Source organism: Pelagerythrobacter sp. (genome assembly GCF_041912895.1).
Classification (GTDB): domain Bacteria; phylum Pseudomonadota; class Alphaproteobacteria; order Sphingomonadales; family Sphingomonadaceae; genus Pelagerythrobacter.
On the sequence record NZ_JAYSGI010000001.1, the window covers coordinates 42,957 to 57,440 of the forward strand.

Sequence of the window (14,484 nt, forward strand, 5' to 3'; positions counted from 1 at the left end):
CCCTCAAGCAAGCTCCTGGTTGTCTCGATCGCCATATGGGTCCGGCAGGCCGAGAAGCGCAAGCGCCTTTATTTCCAGCGCCTCCATAGTTTCGGCATCGCCATCCGAAATCTCGTGATCGTGGCCCGCCAGATGGAGCAGCCCGTGGAGAACGAGGTGCATCGCGTGGCGCTCGATCGCGACGCCCTTGTCCGCCGCCTCGCGCGCGCAGGTCTCGTGCGCCAGCGCGATGTCGCCGAGCATCTCCGGCCCCCCATCGGGGGCGAGCGCGAGCAGTTCGGCGCGCGTCATCATCGGGAACGACAGCACGTTGGTCGGCCGGTCCTTCGTGCGCCACTCGCGGTTGAGCGTCTGCACCTCCTCGTCCACGGTGAACAGCACGCTGGCCGACAGCCGCTGGTTGGCGAGTTCGGGTGCGACCTTCTCGGCCGCTTCGCAGGCGCGCTCGGCCAGATCGGCCCAGTCGTGGCTGCGCGGCCAGCCGTCGATTTCGATATCGAGATCCATGCTATTCGGCCTTGCCCTCGTAAGCCTCGACGATGCGGCCCACGATCGGGTGGCGCACGACGTCGGCGGCGGTGAAGCGGCTCACCGCGACGCCCTCGACCCCTTCGAGCCGGCCGACCGCATCGGCCAGCCCGCTAGAGGCGTCGCCACCGGGTATGTCGACCTGCCGCGGGTCGCCGCACACGACCATGCGGCTGTTCTGGCCGAAGCGGGTGAGGAACATCTTCATCTGCTCGCGCGTGGTGTTCTGCGCCTCGTCGAGGATCACGAAGGCATCGGCCAGCGTGCGTCCGCGCATGAAGGCGATCGGGGCGACCTCGATCACGCCCGAGGCCAGATGCCGCTCGACCTGTTCGGGCGGCATGCAGTCGTAGAGCGCGTCGTAGAGCGGGCGCAGGTAGGGATCGACCTTCTCCTTCATGTCACCGGGCAGGAAGCCGATCTTCTCGCCCGCCTCCACCGCCGGGCGGCTGAGGATCAGGCGCTGGACGCTGCCGGTGATGAGCTGGCTGACCGCCTGCGCCACGGCGAGGTAGGTCTTGCCCGTGCCCGCCGGGCCCAGCGCGAAGATGATCTCGTCGTGCGCGAGCTGGCGCATGTAGGGGATCTGCCCGGCGCTGCGCGGCACGATCGTCTTGCGCCGCGTGCGGATCATCACCGGCGGGCCGTCGTCGCCCGCGATGATCCCCTCGAGCGTGGGTTCGTTCGACATCATGATGAGCGATTCGATCGCGCCCGAATCGAGATCCTGGCCGCGCGCGAGGCGATCGTACATCGTCTGGAGCACGTCGCGCGCGCGGGCGACGCTGTCTTCCGGCCCTTCGATCTGCACCTTGTCGCCGCGCGCCGCGACGAACACGCCGAGCCGATTTTCCACCTGGACGAGATTGGCGTCGAACTGGCCGAACAACGGCACCAGCAGCGACTGGTCTTCGAATGCGACCTCGACCCGGGCGCGCCTGATCTCGCGCTGGGGAGAGGGCGGCGGCGATATGGCCGGAGCGGCGCTGTGCGGTCTTCGTCCCATGCAATCCTTTCGCGAAGGTATGCACGAATCTAGGTTGCAACGCACGGGAGGCAAGCCCGGTGCCGCAACATGGCGGTGGATAGTAACCGGCTTGTCGCATCGCGCGTGCCGGCGCATCATGGGCCAGGCCGGGAAAGCGAGGAGACGCGAGCGTGATGAAATGCATGATTGTTCCCGCAGCGGCGCTGATCGCAACGGCCTGCTCGCCATCCGCCGACCAAGGGACGAGCGCAAACGTCCAGCAAACCGAGCCTGCGTCTGCGGCACCGGTTGCATCCGAACAGGCGAACGATCCCCGCGTGGCCGAGTGGCTTCGCACCGAGAATCCCGATGCGGAAGGCTTGATGGTGCGGACGGGGCGCGTCGATCTCGACGCGGACGGCGTGGAAGAGATGCTGATTTACCTCGGTGGGCCGGGGATGTGCGGCAGCGGCGGATGCAACCTCATCGTTCTGAAGGACGACGGAGAGCGGCTGTCGAGGCTGGGCGAACTTTCCGTGGCGCAGCTGCCCGTCGGGGCGCTCGACAGCGCCACCAACGGATTACGCGATCTCGCGGTCACGACATACGGCGGCGGCGCGCCCGAGCGGATCATGAAGGTGCCGTTCGACGGGGCGGCCTATGCCTCCAACCCGACCGTGCCGCCTGCGGCGCCGAGCGACACCCTTGGCACGCCAGTCATCGGCGAAGGCGAGTTGCAGCCGCTGGATTAGGCCGTCACCGGTGTGCGGAGCCGCCCGGCGAGTGAGTTCGGCCCGGCTTCGGCCAGTTCGACCGACAGGAGATCGCCGATCGTTGCGTCGCCGCCTGGAGCATCGGCGAACCACACCGATTGCAACCACGGCGACTTGCCGAGCCACTGGCCGGGATGCTTGCCCTTCCGTTCGACCAGCACGTCGCAGGTGCGCCCGACCGAGCGCTGGTTGAACGCGAGCTGGTCGCGGTTGAGCGCGGACTGGAGGCGTTGGAGCCGCTCGTCCATCACTTCGCGTGGGACTTGCCCGTCCATCGTCGCGGCGGGGGTGCCGGGGCGGGGGGAATACTTGAAGCTGAACGCCTGCGCGTAACCCACGGCATCGACCAGCGCGAGCGTCTGCTCGAATTCGGCTTCGGTTTCGCCGGGAAAGCCGACGATGAAATCGCCCGACAGCGCCAGGTCGGGCCGCGCGGCGCGGAAGCGGTCGAGCAGCTTCAGGTAGCTCTCGGCAGTATGGCTGCGGTTCATCGCTTTGAGCACGCGGTCGCTGCCCGCCTGCACCGGCAAGTGGAGGAACGGCATCAGCTTGTCGATCTCGCCGTGCGCCGCGATCAGCGCGTCGTCCATGTCCGCGGGATGGCTGGTGGTGTAGCGGATGCGCGCGAGGCCGTCGATTTCGGCGAGGTCGCGGATCAAGCCCGCCAGTCCCACACTATGACCCTTGACGTCCTCGCCGCTCCACGCCGAGACGTTCTGGCCCAGCAGCGTGATCTCACGCGCGCCGGCTTCGACCAGCCTGTGCGCTTCGGCGATCAGATCGCTGTAAGGGCGGGAGATTTCCGCGCCGCGCGTATAGGGAACGACGCAATAGGTGCAGAACTTGTCGCACCCTTCCTGCACCGTCAGGAAAGCGGCGGGCGGGCTGGTTCGGCGCGCGGGAAGGGCGTCGAACTTGGCGATCGGCGGCATATCGGTATCGGTCGCCCGCTCCCCCGCCACCGCGCGGTCGAGCATCTGCGGCAAGCGGTGGTAGGCCTGCGGGCCGACGACCATCGACACCGCCGGGGCGCGCGCCATGATCTCCTCGCCCTCGGCCTGCGCGACGCATCCGGCGACCGCGATCAGCGGTTCCTTGCCCGCCGCGCGGCCCGCCTTGGTCAGGCGGCCGATATCCGAATAGACCTTCTCCGCCGCCTTCTCGCGGATGTGGCAGGTGTTGAGCACCACCAGGTCCGCCTCCTCGCCCTCGGGCGCGGGGGCGATGCCCTTCGCGGCGAGCAGTTCGGCCATGCGCTCGCCGTCGTAGACGTTCATCTGGCAGCCGAAGCTCTTGACCCGGTAGGTCTTCGGGGGTTCGCTCTGTCGCATGGCGCGCGGTTACCGCAAACGCGCCGCTTGCGAAAGGGCGCGTTACAGCGTGCGCGCGATCGCCGCCTGCGCGGCCTGCGCCACGGCCTTGCGATCGGCGAGTTGGGTACCCTCGAGCGGCGGGAGGAAGCGGATCGTCAGCCGGATCGGCCGCAGCCGGGCGAGGATGCGCTTGAAGTTGTCGAGTCCGTGCTCCTCCCCCACCCACGAAATGCGCGGCACGTCCTCGTAGATCAGCGCGACCGGCTGGACGGCCAGCCCCTCCGGCAGCGGATCGAGCGCGCTGAGCAGCGAGGACTTGAACGTCGCCACATCGGTGCCATCGGTCGTCGTGCCTTCGGGAAACAACGTGAGGCAGCCGGTTTCGGCCATCGCGGCGCGGATCTGTTCGACCTGTTCACCCACGCTGCCGCGCCGGTGGCGGGCGATGAACACCGTGTCGTTCATCTCGCACAGCCACTTGAGCACGGGAAACGCGCTCAGCCCGTCGTGCGCGACGAAGGCCGTGCCGCTGGCGTGGGAGAGGGCGGGAATGTCGAGCCAGCTCACGTGGTTCGACAGCAGCAGCGCGCCCTTGACGCGGCGCCCCTCCACCCGCGCGTCGAGCCCGGCGATCGAGCCGACCGCGGCGAGGAACACGCGCGGCCACCAGCGACCGGCACCCACGAGCCGCCAGACCAAGTGCAGCGGCGCGCAGAGGATCAGCATGGCCAGCATCAACAGCAGGCGCAGTGCGATCAGCGCCCAGCCCAGCGGGTGGATGCGCGGCGCGGGCAGAGCCCCGGCGGGGGCCATCAGCCGGGCTTGTCGCCGCGGTCGAGCTTGACCCCGTACAGTTCCATGCGGTGGTCGACGAGGCGATAGCCGAGCCGTTCGGCGATCACCTTCTGCAACGCCTCGAGCTCGGGATCGACGAACTCGACCACGTTACCGCTTTCCACGTCGATCAGGTGATCGTGGTGCGCTTCGGGCGCGGCTTCATAGCGCGCGCGCCCGTCACCGAAATCGTGGCGGTCGAGGATGCCGGCATCCTCGAACAGGCGCACGGTGCGATAGACCGTGGCGATGGAGATCTTGGGATCGATCCGCGAGGCGCGGCGGTGCAGTTGCTCCACGTCCGGGTGGTCTTCGCTGTCGGACAGGACGCGTGCGATCACGCGCCGCTGTTCGGTGATGCGCAGGCCACGGTCGGCGCAGAGCTGTTCGAGATCGATCCGTTGGGACACAGGAAACCCTTGTAAGAAAAAACGCCCCGCTGCCTTAACCGCGCGGAGCGTTCTTCTCAAGCTACCTGCTTGCTGTGGCTCAGGCGGTTTTCTTGCGCCGGCCGCGCTTCTGGCCCGGCTTGCGGCCGAGACCGATCTTCTTGGCCAGTTCGCGCCGCTTTTCGGCGTAGTTGGGCGCAACCATCGGATAGTCGGCGGGCAGGTTCCAGCGCGCGCGATACTCTTCCGGGCTCATGTCGTAATTGGTGCGCAGATAGCGCTTGAGCATCTTCAGCTTCTTACCGTCTTCAAGGCAGACGATATAGTCCGGCTTGACCGAAGAGCGGATCGAAACCGCCGGTTCTGGAACGGCTTCTTCCTGCGCGCCACTAGAGCCGAGGCCCGCCAGCGCGCCGTAAATATTGCTGATCAGCGACGGCACTTCGTCGACGGCAACGCTGTTGTTGCTCACATGCGCCGCGACGATGTCGGACGTCAGCGTAATGAGCATTTCGGTGGTATCGTTTTCGCTGGTTTCCATTGCTTCCTCGATGGCTGTTCGCCGGTATATGTTCTTTGCCAGACCCGTGAGGCGGTGCTCACACGCCGGCGCATGGCCTAGTCGCCTGATTATTTCAACTGGTATGAGATCACTTGTCGGCGCGTAAAGAAATTATCGTCCTATAGCTGCCGGGCGAAGGTAATGGCGTCGAGAAATTGTCCCGATGGCAACCTGTAATAGGCCTTGCGCCGGCCGATCGGTTCGAAGCCGGTCGCCGCGTAGAGCCCGAGAGCGGGATTGTTGTCGCGCATCTCCAGGAACATCCGTTCGGCCCCCCTGGCGCGCGCGTCGGCGAAGGCGCGTTCGAGCAGCGCGCGCCCGATGCCGCGGCCGCGCAGTTCGGGGCGCACGCCGATGAGCAGCAGTTCCTCCTCGCCCGGCGCGTGGCGGGTCAGCGTGAAGCCCGCCGCATCGCCGCCGGCGGAGGGCACGCCGCCGCGCTCGTCGGCCAGCCGGTAGAACGTATGGGGCATCGTCAGCGAATCGCCGACCTGCCTGCGCGACCACGCCTCGGCCCACGCCGGATCGAACGCCGCGTCCATCACCGCCATGATCCGGTCGAGATCGTCGGTCATCCCGGCAGCCTCGCATCGGGCGCGCGGCCATAGATCGGCCGTATCTCCGGGGTGAGCAGCGCGCCGGGCACGTGCACTGCGAAACGGGCATCGGGATGCAGCGAAGACGCCTCGCCGTGTCCGCGCTGCGCGACGAGTGCTTCGGCCTGCGTCCCGCCGACGCGCGCTGTGCCGATGGCACTCGCAGCGACCTCCGGTGCGAGCGAGCGCACCTCGCCCTCCGGCATACCGGAGGCATCGAACTTCTGGACAAACCATTCGCCATGACCGCCGGTATTGCACACCGCGAGCGGTTGACCCGGACGATCGGCGCGCATCGCCGCCGCGACGAGCGCAAGCGTGGGATAGCCCGAAATCTGCGCGTTCCAGGCGTAGGCCAACGCGCGCGCTGTAGCGATCCCGATGCGGACCCCGGTGAAGCTGCCCGGACCGAGCGAGACGAGGATTCTTTCGGCGCGCCCGCGATCGAGCAGTGCGGCGATCATCGGCACCAGCCGCTCGGCATGGCCGCGGCCGAGCACGCGGTGATCGTGCGCGACCACGGTGTCGCCCTCGAACAGCGCGACCGAACAGGCCTCGGTCGCGCACTCGATCGCCAGCGTTCGCATCGGATGCGTGTCGTTCCGTTACTGCCCTTGTCCGTCACCCGCGCATGCCACGTGGCGTGGCCGCCGGGCAAGCCGAACGGTCAGACGATGGTGTTGAACTTGTCGAAATCGGGCCGCGGGCTGCGCTCGAAGATCGTGCTCGCATCGCCGTAGCCGACCGAACAGATGAAGTTCGATTTCACCTTCGGATCGTCGGCGAAGAATTCGGCGTCGACCTTGGCGTTGTCGAACCCCGACATCGGCCCGGTGTCGAGCCCTAGCGCGCGCGCGGCGATGATGAAGTACGCACCCTGGAGCGATCCGTTGCGGAACGCGGCGGACTTGCGCCCGTCCTCGTCGCCTTCGAACCAGCTCTTCGCGTCGGTGTGCGGGAACAGCCAGGGCAGTTCCTCGTGGAAATCGATGTCGTAGCCGATGATTGCGGTCACCGGCGCCTGGACGATCTTGTCCCGATTGCCCTCGGAGGAAAGCTCGGCGAGCCGCTTCTTCGCCTCGTCCGACTTGCACCACACGATCCGCGCCGGGAGCATGTTGGCGGACGTCGGCCCCATCCGCGCGAGATCCCAGATCGCGCGCATCTGGTCGTCGGTCACCGGCTTGTCGAGCCAGCCGTTGTAGGTCCGCGCCTCGAGGAAAATCTGGTCGAGCGCGTCGGCCGACAGCGCGTGATCGTGGAACTGCCTGGTCATGCTGCGCGGACTTCCGTGACTTCGGGGACGTAGTGCTTGAGCAGGCCTTCGATGCCGTGCTTGAGCGTCGCGGTCGAGCTTGGGCAGCCCGAGCAGGCGCCTTGCATCTGGAGGTAGACGATCCCGTCGCGAAAGCCGCGATACTGAATATCGCCGCCGTCGCCCGCCACCGCCGGGCGCACGCGGGTTTCGAGCAGGTCGTTGATCTGAGCGACGATATCGGCGTCGGCGGGGTCTTCCTCGACCAGCATCGGCTCGTCTTCGGCCGGAACCGCGATGCCGCTGGCGTCGCCGCCGGCGAACAGCGGGGCCTGCGACACGAAATGATCGAGCAGGATCGAGACGACCTGCGGCTTCAGCGCCGACCATTCCGCACCCGGCGCGGCGGTGACCGACACGAAATCGCCGCCGAAGAACACGTTGGTCACTTCGCCGGTGTCGAAGATCGCCTGCGCCAGCGGGCTGGCTTCGGCGGCCTCCGGCGTGGCGAATTCGCGCGTGCCCGAGGGCATGACCTGCTGGCCCGGCAGGAACTTCAGGCTCGCCGGATTGGGCGTGGTTTCTGTCTCGATGAACATGCGGGCGATGTAGGGGCGCGGCGGGCGATCAACAAGCCCGGCGGGAACCGGAGCACGCGACATTCACTATCCCTTCATCCCGTCGCCCCCTATAGGCCCCGTATGACATTCCTTCCGCGTGCCGTCCGGCATCTCGCGTTTCTTCTTCCCATCGCGCTGCTGGCCCCGTCGGCGATGGCGCAGCAGGCTCCTGCGCCCAGCCTGGCGCCCGCGCCCGAATCGCTCCAGACCGGCGACGAGACCCCGTGGATCTACGAGGGCAGCAACGTCCCGCGCGACAAGGAATGGCAGTTCGGCGAGATGGACAACGGCCTGCGCTATGCCGTGCGCAAGAACGGCGTGCCGCCGCGCCAGGTCTCGATCCGCATCCGCATCGACGCGGGCTCAATCCACGAGGAAGACGACGAGCGCGGCTTCGCGCACCTGATGGAGCATCTCACGTTCCGCCAGAGCAAGTACCTCGGCCCGGCGATGGCGATCCCCACCTGGCAACGGCTCGGCGCGACCTTCGGCAGCGACACCAACGCCGAGACTTCGCCCACCCACACCGTTTACAAGCTCGACCTGCCCAACGCGACGCCGCAGGCGCTGGAGGAGAGCTTCAAGCTGCTCTCGGGCATGATCCGCGAGCCGGTGCTGAACGACGCCAACCTCGCCGCCGAAGTGCCGATCGTGCTCGCCGAAAAGCGCGAGCGCGGGGGTGCGGCCGAACGGGTGACCGAAGGCACGCGCAAGACGCTGTTCGCGGGCCAGCGGCTCGCCGACCGCATGCCGATCGGCACCGAGGAAACGCTGCGCGGCGCGACCGCCGGCGCGGTGCAGGATTTTCACTCGCGCTGGTATCGGCCGGAGAACACGGTGATCGTCGCCGCGGGCGACGTCGATCCGATCCGGCTGGCGCAGCTAGTCGAACAATGGTTCGGCGATTGGCAGGGCAAGGGGCCCCACGTCGAAGCGCCGGACTTCGGCGATCCGATGCCGCCCGCGGGCGCGACGGGCGAAAACCCGGTCGGCGAAACCGCGGTGCTGGTCGAGCCCGACCTGCCGCGGTCGTTCACTTATGCCGTCATGCGCCCCTGGCGGAAGGTCGACGACACGATCGAATACAACGAAGGGCTGCTGCTCGATTCGCTCGCGCAGGCGCTGATCAATCGCCGGCTGGAGGCGCGCGCGCGGGCGGGCGGTTCCTACCTCTACGCGCAGGTCCAGCAGGACGACGTCAGCCGCTCGACCGACGCGACGTTCGTCACCTTCGCTCCGCTGAGCGACGACTGGCAGGCCGCGCTGACCGACGTGCGCGGGGTGATCGCCGATGCGCTCGCGACGCCGCCGTCGCCCGAGGAGATCGCGCGCGAAGTGGCCGAGTTCGACGTGGTCTTCGCCAGCTCGGTCGAACAGCGCGACGTCATGGCCGGCTCGCAACTGGCCGACGATATCGTCCAGGCGGTCGATATCCGCGAAACCGTCGCCGCGCCCGAAACCGTGCTCCAAGTGTTCCGCGGGATGCAGGGCAAGATCACGCCCGAAGCCGTGCTCGAGCACACCCGTGCGCTGTTTTCGGGCGACGTCGTGCGCTCGATCTACGTCACTCCGGCGACCGGCGAAGCCGACGCCGCCGCGCTCGAGGCGGCGCTCGAAGCCGAAGCCGCGCCCGACGACAGCGCGCGCCTCACCGGCGAGCCGATCTCGTTCGACACCCTCCCGCCGGTCGGCCAGCCCGGCGAGGTGGTCAGCGCCGCGCCGCTCGGCCTGCTCGGGATCGAGCGGGTCGAACTCGGCAACGGCGTCACCGCGATCCTGTGGCCCAACGACGCCGAGCCCGGCCGGGTCGCGGTGCGCGTGCGCTTCGGCGCGGGCAACCGCGCGTTCGAGCCGGAAGACTCGGTCTACCGCGCGCTGGGCGAAGCGGCGCTGGTGTCTTCGGGCCTCGGCGAACTGGGGCAGGAGGAACTCGACCGCATTTCCACCGGGCGCAAGCTGGCGTTCGATTTCGGGATCGAGGATGCCGCGTTCACTTTCTCCGCCCAGACGCGCAACGCCGATCTCGCCGATCAGCTCTACCTCTTCGCCGCCAAGCTGGCGATGCCGCGGTGGGACGAGAACCCCGTGACCCGCGCCACCGCCGCCGCGCGCCTCGCCTACGAGAGCTATGCGACCAGCCCCAGCGGCGTGCTCGCGCGCGATCTCGAATACTACCTGCGCGATCGCGACCCGCGCTACGCGACGCCCGATCCCGAAGCGCTCGAAGGGGTCACGCCCGAAGGTTTCCGCGACGTGTGGGAGCCGCTGCTCAAGACCGGTCCGATCGAGGTGACGATCTTCGGCGAATTCGACCGCGCCGGCGCGGTCGAGGCCCTGCGCCGGACGTTCGGCGCGCTGCCCGCGCGCGAACCGATCCCGGCTGAAGTCGCGGCGCGGGTGCCCGGTTTTCCCGAGCCCTCCGCCGAGCCGGTGGTGCTCCACCATCGCGGCGATGCGAACCAGGCCGCGGCGGTGATCGCTTGGCCGAGCGGCGGCGGCGTCCCCGGCCTGCCCGAATCGCGCCAGCTCGAAATCCTCGTGAACCTGTTCAACAATCGCCTGATCGACGCGATGCGCGAACGCGCCGGGGCCAGTTATGCGCCGCAGGTGACCAATGCATGGCCGACCGACCTCGACGGCGGGGGCCGGATCACCGCGATCGCGCAGCTAAGGCCGGAAGACGTGCGCGCGTTCTTCGCCGCGGCGGACGAGATCGCGAACGACCTCGCGGCCAATCCGCCCACCGCGGACGAGCTCGCCCGCGTCACCGAGCCGCTGCGCCAGCTCATCAACCGCGCGTCGACCGGCAACACGTTCTGGATGTACCAGCTCGAAGGATCGACCCGCGATCCGCGCCGGGTGCAGCTCGTGCGATCGCTGCTCAACGACTACACGGTCACTACGCCGCAGGCGATGCAGGCGCTGGCGCAGAAGTATTTCGGCGGCCGGCCGGGCTTCCGCCTCGCGGTGATCCCGCAGGGTCAGGAACTCGCGAGCGCACCGGCCCCGGCGACAGGCGCGGCGGCGGGCGGGCGCTGAGCACCCCATAGCCGAGCCATCAATGGCCGAAAGTTAATTGCGCTTGCGGCGCGGCGTGCATTGGCCTTCAATGCCGCGCCCCAGACAGGACAGAAACGAGAGAGTACGCCCCCGTGGCCCGCAACTGGAATCCCGATAGCTGGCAGTCGCACGAAGCACGGCACCTGCCGCAATACGAGGACGCCGCCGCGCTGGCCGACGCGGAGGCGACCCTGCGCAGTTATCCGCCGCTGGTGTTCGCGGGCGAGGCGCGCGCGCTCAAGGCCGAGCTGGCGGGCGTCGCCAACGGGCAGGGCTTCCTGATCCAGGGCGGCGATTGCGCGGAAAGCTTCGCCGAATTCCACCCCAACAACATCCGCGACACGTTCCGCGTGCTGTTGCAGATGGCGGTCGTGCTCACCTTTGCCGGCAAGCTGCCGGTGGTGAAGGTCGGGCGCATGGCGGGGCAGTTTGCCAAGCCGCGCAGCGCGGCGACCGAAACGCAGGGTGACCTGACCCTGCCGAGCTATTTCGGCGACAACGTCAACGGGATCGAGTTCTCGCCCGAATCGCGGCGCAACGACCCCCAGCGCATGGTGCGCGCCTATTCGCAGGCGGCGGCCACGCTCAACCTGCTGCGCGCCTTCGCCGGGGGCGGCTACGCCAACCTGCGGCAGGTCCACCAATGGACGCTCGATTTCATGGGTCGCAGCCCGTGGGCCGATCGCTTCGCGGAAACCGCCGACCGCATCGGCGAGGCGCTCGATTTCATGGAGGCGTGCGGGGTCGATCCGGGCACCGTGCCGCAGCTTCAGGGCACCAGCTTCTACACCAGCCACGAGGCGCTGCTGCTGCCTTACGAGCAGGCGATGACGCGCCAGGATTCGCTGACCGGTGACTGGTACGACACCAGCGCGCACATGGTCTGGATCGGCGACCGCACGCGTTTCGAGGGCAGTGCGCACGTCGAATTCGCGCGCGGGATCGGCAATCCGCTGGGCCTCAAGTGCGGGCCGAGCCTCGAACCCGACGTGCTGCTCAAGCTGCTCGACACGCTGAACCCGGCGCGCGAGCCGGGGCGGATCACGCTCATCAGCCGCTTCGGGCACGACAAGGTCGAAGCCGGGCTGCCGCGCCTGCTCCGCGCGGTGGCGCGCGAAGGGCATCCGGTGGTGTGGAGCTGCGATCCGATGCACGGCAACGTCGTCAAGGCGGAGAGCGGCTTCAAGACCCGCCCGTTCGACCGCATCCTGACCGAAGTGAAGGGTTTCTTCGCGGTCCACCGCGCCGAGGGAACCCACGCGGGCGGCATCCATATCGAGATGACCGGGCAGGACGTGACCGAATGCACCGGCGGTGCGGTCGCGATCACCGACGAAGCGCTCGGCGACCGCTACCACACCCACTGCGATCCGCGGCTCAACGCGGCGCAATCGCTGGAACTGGCGTTCCTTCTCGCCGACATGATCCGCCTGGAAACCGCCGACCGCCGCGCCGCCGCGGCCTGATTTCCGGTTTGCGCAAGGGCACAGAAATCGGCTGATTCACGCGGAGACGCAGAGACGCAGAGACGCGGAGATGTGTTCCTCGCGGCGCAGCCGCGCTTCATCTTCGGGTGCGGTGCGAGCGATCGATGCGCCTTCGGCGGAGGGCAGACGAAGCTTTAACATGATCCAGCCCCCTCCGCGTCTCTGCGTCTCCGCGTGAATCAAAAAAACGCGCGCCCGCAGTCGAACCTCAGCCCGTCGCCGCGCCGGTGATATGGCGTTCGACGTTCTTCGCCAGCACGTCCATCGGGACATTGCCGCCGAGTACGACCGCATCGTTGAACGCGCGGAAATCGTAGGCGTCGCCCAGCGCCGCCCGCGCACGATCCCGCTGGCCGACGATCTCGCTATGGCCGATCTTGTAGCCGCAGGCCTGCCCCGGCCAGCTGCAATAGCGGTCGACCTCGCTCGCCACCTCGTCGGGCTTGGAGCCGTTCTCCTCGACGAAGAACTGCCGCCCGCGCTCGCGCGTCCAGCGCTTGTGGTGCAGCCCCGTGTCGACCACCAGGCGGCAGGCGCGGAACGCCAGGCTCTGGAGATAGCCGAGCCGGCCGACCTCGAAATCCTCGTACGCACCGAGTTCGTCGGCGATCTGCTCGGCGTAGAGCGCCCAGCCTTCGGAAAAGGCGTTGAACGCGAGGATCGAGCGGATCAGCGGCAGGCGGTTGGAGAATTCGCCTTCCCACACGTGGCCGGGGATCGTCTCGTGATAGGTCAGGTCGGCGAGGTCGTACTTGCGGTGCAGGTCGGTGCTCCTGAGGTTGATCCACATGCGCCCCGGGATCGTGCCGTCCTTGCTCCCCGCGCCGCCATAGGCGCCGGGCGCGCCGGGTTCCTCGGCCAGCGGCAGGCGGCGAACCTCCAGGTTGGGATCGACCAGCGTGTTGAACGCGCGCGGCATCTGCGCGGTGATCCATTCGATCCGCTCGTGGATGAAATCCATAATCTGCTTGCGGCCCGGATCGCCCTCGGCGAACTTGTAGCGCGGATCGGCCGACAGCGCCTGCATCCGCTCGCCCACGCTGCCGCTGGTGTAGCCGATCTTGCGCAGGATCGGGTCCATCCGCCCGTGCAGTTCGGCCAGTTCGTCGAGACCCCGCTGGTGGACCTCGTCGGGGCTGAGCGTGGTCGTGGTGCTCGCGCGCAGGCCCCAGGCGTACCATTCCTCGCCTTGCGGCTGGGCCCACATGCCCGCGTCGGATTTCGCGACCGCACGCTCCGCCTTCAGCTCGGCGAGCTGGCGGCCGAGCGCCTCCGCGACCGGCCCGGTGACGAGCGCATCGACCCGCTCGGCATAGCTGGCGGGCAGGCCCGAGGCGGCGAGGTTCTCGCGCAGCTGGGCGACGAACAGCGCGCTGCCCCGCGCATCGGCGATCGTGCTCTCCATCTGCGCGATCGCCTTGTCGAGCAGGAAGTCGGGCGGCACCACGCCGATGCCGCGCGCCGCCGTCATCCGCTCCAGCTCGCCGTCGAGCGCGCCGGGCAGCGCCTCGATCCGCGCGAGGTAGGCCTCGGCGTCTTCCGCCGTTTTCAGCGGGTGCGTGGTGTCCATGAAGCGCGGCATGTCGAGATAGGTGCCGACGTTCTGGATCACGACATAGGGGGCATTGCGCCAGCTCCCGACCGCGACGTCGCCGTAGGGCAGGGCGAAACCGTCGAGCGCGGTCGCATAGGCGCTCTCGACCACCTCGAAGCTGGTCCGGGTGTCGGCGTCGAGCCCGGCGGTGTCGTGCGCGCGGACCCGTGCAAGATCGGCGCGCAGCGTCTCGGCATAGGCACGCTGACCGGCGGCGGACTGGTCCTCCAGCTCCGCGCGCAGCGCCGCGTGCGCTCCGGTGTCGACGCCGAGGCTGGTCGCCCGCTCGGGCTCGTGCGCGAGGAGGTTCCAGGCGACGTCGTCGAGCAGCGGATGGCTGGCGGTGCCGACCGATGCGGGTGGGGTCAGCGCGCGCTGGCAACCGCCGAGCGCGAGCAGCGAGGCCCCCGCGCCCAACCCTGCGAGGGCCTGGCGGCGGGTGATGTCGAAGCGCGTTTCCTGCATGGGCGCCGGTGTGGCTGGCGCGCCGTTTGCTGTCAATCGAC

General features: G+C 68.4%; 14 protein-coding genes. 3 read left to right on the forward strand and 11 right to left on the reverse strand.

Annotated elements, in window-relative coordinates:
* Positions 1 to 3: 3 nt before the first annotated feature.
* Positions 4 to 507, reverse strand: a complete 504-nt coding sequence (gene ybeY / locus ACE3QC_RS00230; RefSeq protein ID WP_374405056.1) for an rRNA maturation RNase YbeY — start codon at positions 505 to 507, stop codon at positions 4 to 6.
* A 1-nt stretch (position 508) separates the two neighbouring features.
* Positions 509 to 1,534, reverse strand: a complete 1,026-nt coding sequence (locus ACE3QC_RS00235; RefSeq protein ID WP_374405058.1) for a PhoH family protein — start codon at positions 1,532 to 1,534, stop codon at positions 509 to 511.
* 299 nt (positions 1,535 to 1,833) lie between these two features.
* On the opposite strand from ACE3QC_RS00235, the gene ACE3QC_RS00240 reads away from it, so the two are divergent.
* A complete protein-coding gene (locus ACE3QC_RS00240; RefSeq protein WP_374405060.1) occupies positions 1,834 to 2,247 on the forward strand; it encodes a hypothetical protein in 414 nt (137 codons plus the stop codon).
* Here the strand turns inward: ACE3QC_RS00240 and miaB are convergent.
* The 8 genes from miaB to ACE3QC_RS00280 form a co-directional block, all read right to left on the reverse strand.
* Positions 2,244 to 3,599 carry a tRNA (N6-isopentenyl adenosine(37)-C2)-methylthiotransferase MiaB gene (miaB, locus tag ACE3QC_RS00245; protein ID WP_374405061.1) on the reverse strand — a complete coding sequence of 452 codons (1,356 nt, stop codon included), beginning with the start codon at positions 3,597 to 3,599 and terminating at the stop codon, positions 2,244 to 2,246. The two genes, ACE3QC_RS00240 and miaB, sit on opposite strands and share 4 nt — an antisense overlap.
* Positions 3,600 to 3,641: 42 nt before the next feature.
* Positions 3,642 to 4,394, reverse strand: a complete 753-nt coding sequence (locus ACE3QC_RS00250; protein WP_374405063.1) for a lysophospholipid acyltransferase family protein — start codon at positions 4,392 to 4,394, stop codon at positions 3,642 to 3,644.
* Positions 4,394 to 4,825: a Fur family transcriptional regulator gene (locus ACE3QC_RS00255; RefSeq protein ID WP_374405064.1), complete on the reverse strand. Its 432-nt coding sequence runs from the start codon at positions 4,823 to 4,825 to the stop codon at positions 4,394 to 4,396. Before ACE3QC_RS00255 ends, ACE3QC_RS00250 begins: the two co-directional genes overlap by 1 nt.
* Before the next feature lie 79 nt (positions 4,826 to 4,904).
* On the reverse strand, positions 4,905 to 5,345 hold the full coding sequence (locus tag ACE3QC_RS00260) for a MucR family transcriptional regulator (protein WP_374405065.1): 441 nt from the start codon (positions 5,343 to 5,345) through the stop codon (positions 4,905 to 4,907).
* A 140-nt stretch (positions 5,346 to 5,485) separates the two neighbouring features.
* On the reverse strand, positions 5,486 to 5,941 hold the full coding sequence (locus tag ACE3QC_RS00265; protein ID WP_374405066.1) for a GNAT family N-acetyltransferase: 456 nt from the start codon (positions 5,939 to 5,941) through the stop codon (positions 5,486 to 5,488).
* A complete protein-coding gene (gene tsaB / locus ACE3QC_RS00270; RefSeq protein ID WP_374405067.1) occupies positions 5,938 to 6,549 on the reverse strand; it encodes a tRNA (adenosine(37)-N6)-threonylcarbamoyltransferase complex dimerization subunit type 1 TsaB in 612 nt (203 codons plus the stop codon). The genes ACE3QC_RS00265 and tsaB overlap by 4 nt, the downstream gene beginning before the upstream one ends.
* Positions 6,550 to 6,629: 80 nt before the next feature.
* Positions 6,630 to 7,238 carry a malonic semialdehyde reductase gene (locus ACE3QC_RS00275; RefSeq protein WP_374405068.1) on the reverse strand — a complete coding sequence of 203 codons (609 nt, stop codon included), beginning with the start codon at positions 7,236 to 7,238 and terminating at the stop codon, positions 6,630 to 6,632.
* Complete coding sequence (locus ACE3QC_RS00280; RefSeq protein WP_374406590.1) at positions 7,235 to 7,816, reverse strand: NifU family protein; 582 nt, start codon at positions 7,814 to 7,816, stop codon at positions 7,235 to 7,237. Before ACE3QC_RS00280 ends, ACE3QC_RS00275 begins: the two co-directional genes overlap by 4 nt.
* 102 nt (positions 7,817 to 7,918) lie before the next feature.
* On the opposite strand from ACE3QC_RS00280, the gene ACE3QC_RS00285 reads away from it, so the two are divergent.
* Positions 7,919 to 10,876, forward strand: a complete 2,958-nt coding sequence (locus tag ACE3QC_RS00285) for a M16 family metallopeptidase (RefSeq protein WP_374405069.1) — start codon at positions 7,919 to 7,921, stop codon at positions 10,874 to 10,876.
* Positions 10,877 to 10,989: 113 nt separating this feature from the next.
* Positions 10,990 to 12,363 carry a class II 3-deoxy-7-phosphoheptulonate synthase gene (locus ACE3QC_RS00290; protein WP_374405070.1) on the forward strand — a complete coding sequence of 458 codons (1,374 nt, stop codon included), beginning with the start codon at positions 10,990 to 10,992 and terminating at the stop codon, positions 12,361 to 12,363.
* Positions 12,364 to 12,592: 229 nt separating this feature from the next.
* Here the strand turns inward: ACE3QC_RS00290 and ACE3QC_RS00295 are convergent, their stop codons facing one another.
* Positions 12,593 to 14,443: a DUF885 family protein gene (locus ACE3QC_RS00295; protein WP_374405072.1), complete on the reverse strand. Its 1,851-nt coding sequence runs from the start codon at positions 14,441 to 14,443 to the stop codon at positions 12,593 to 12,595.
* Positions 14,444 to 14,484 lie beyond the last annotated feature (41 nt).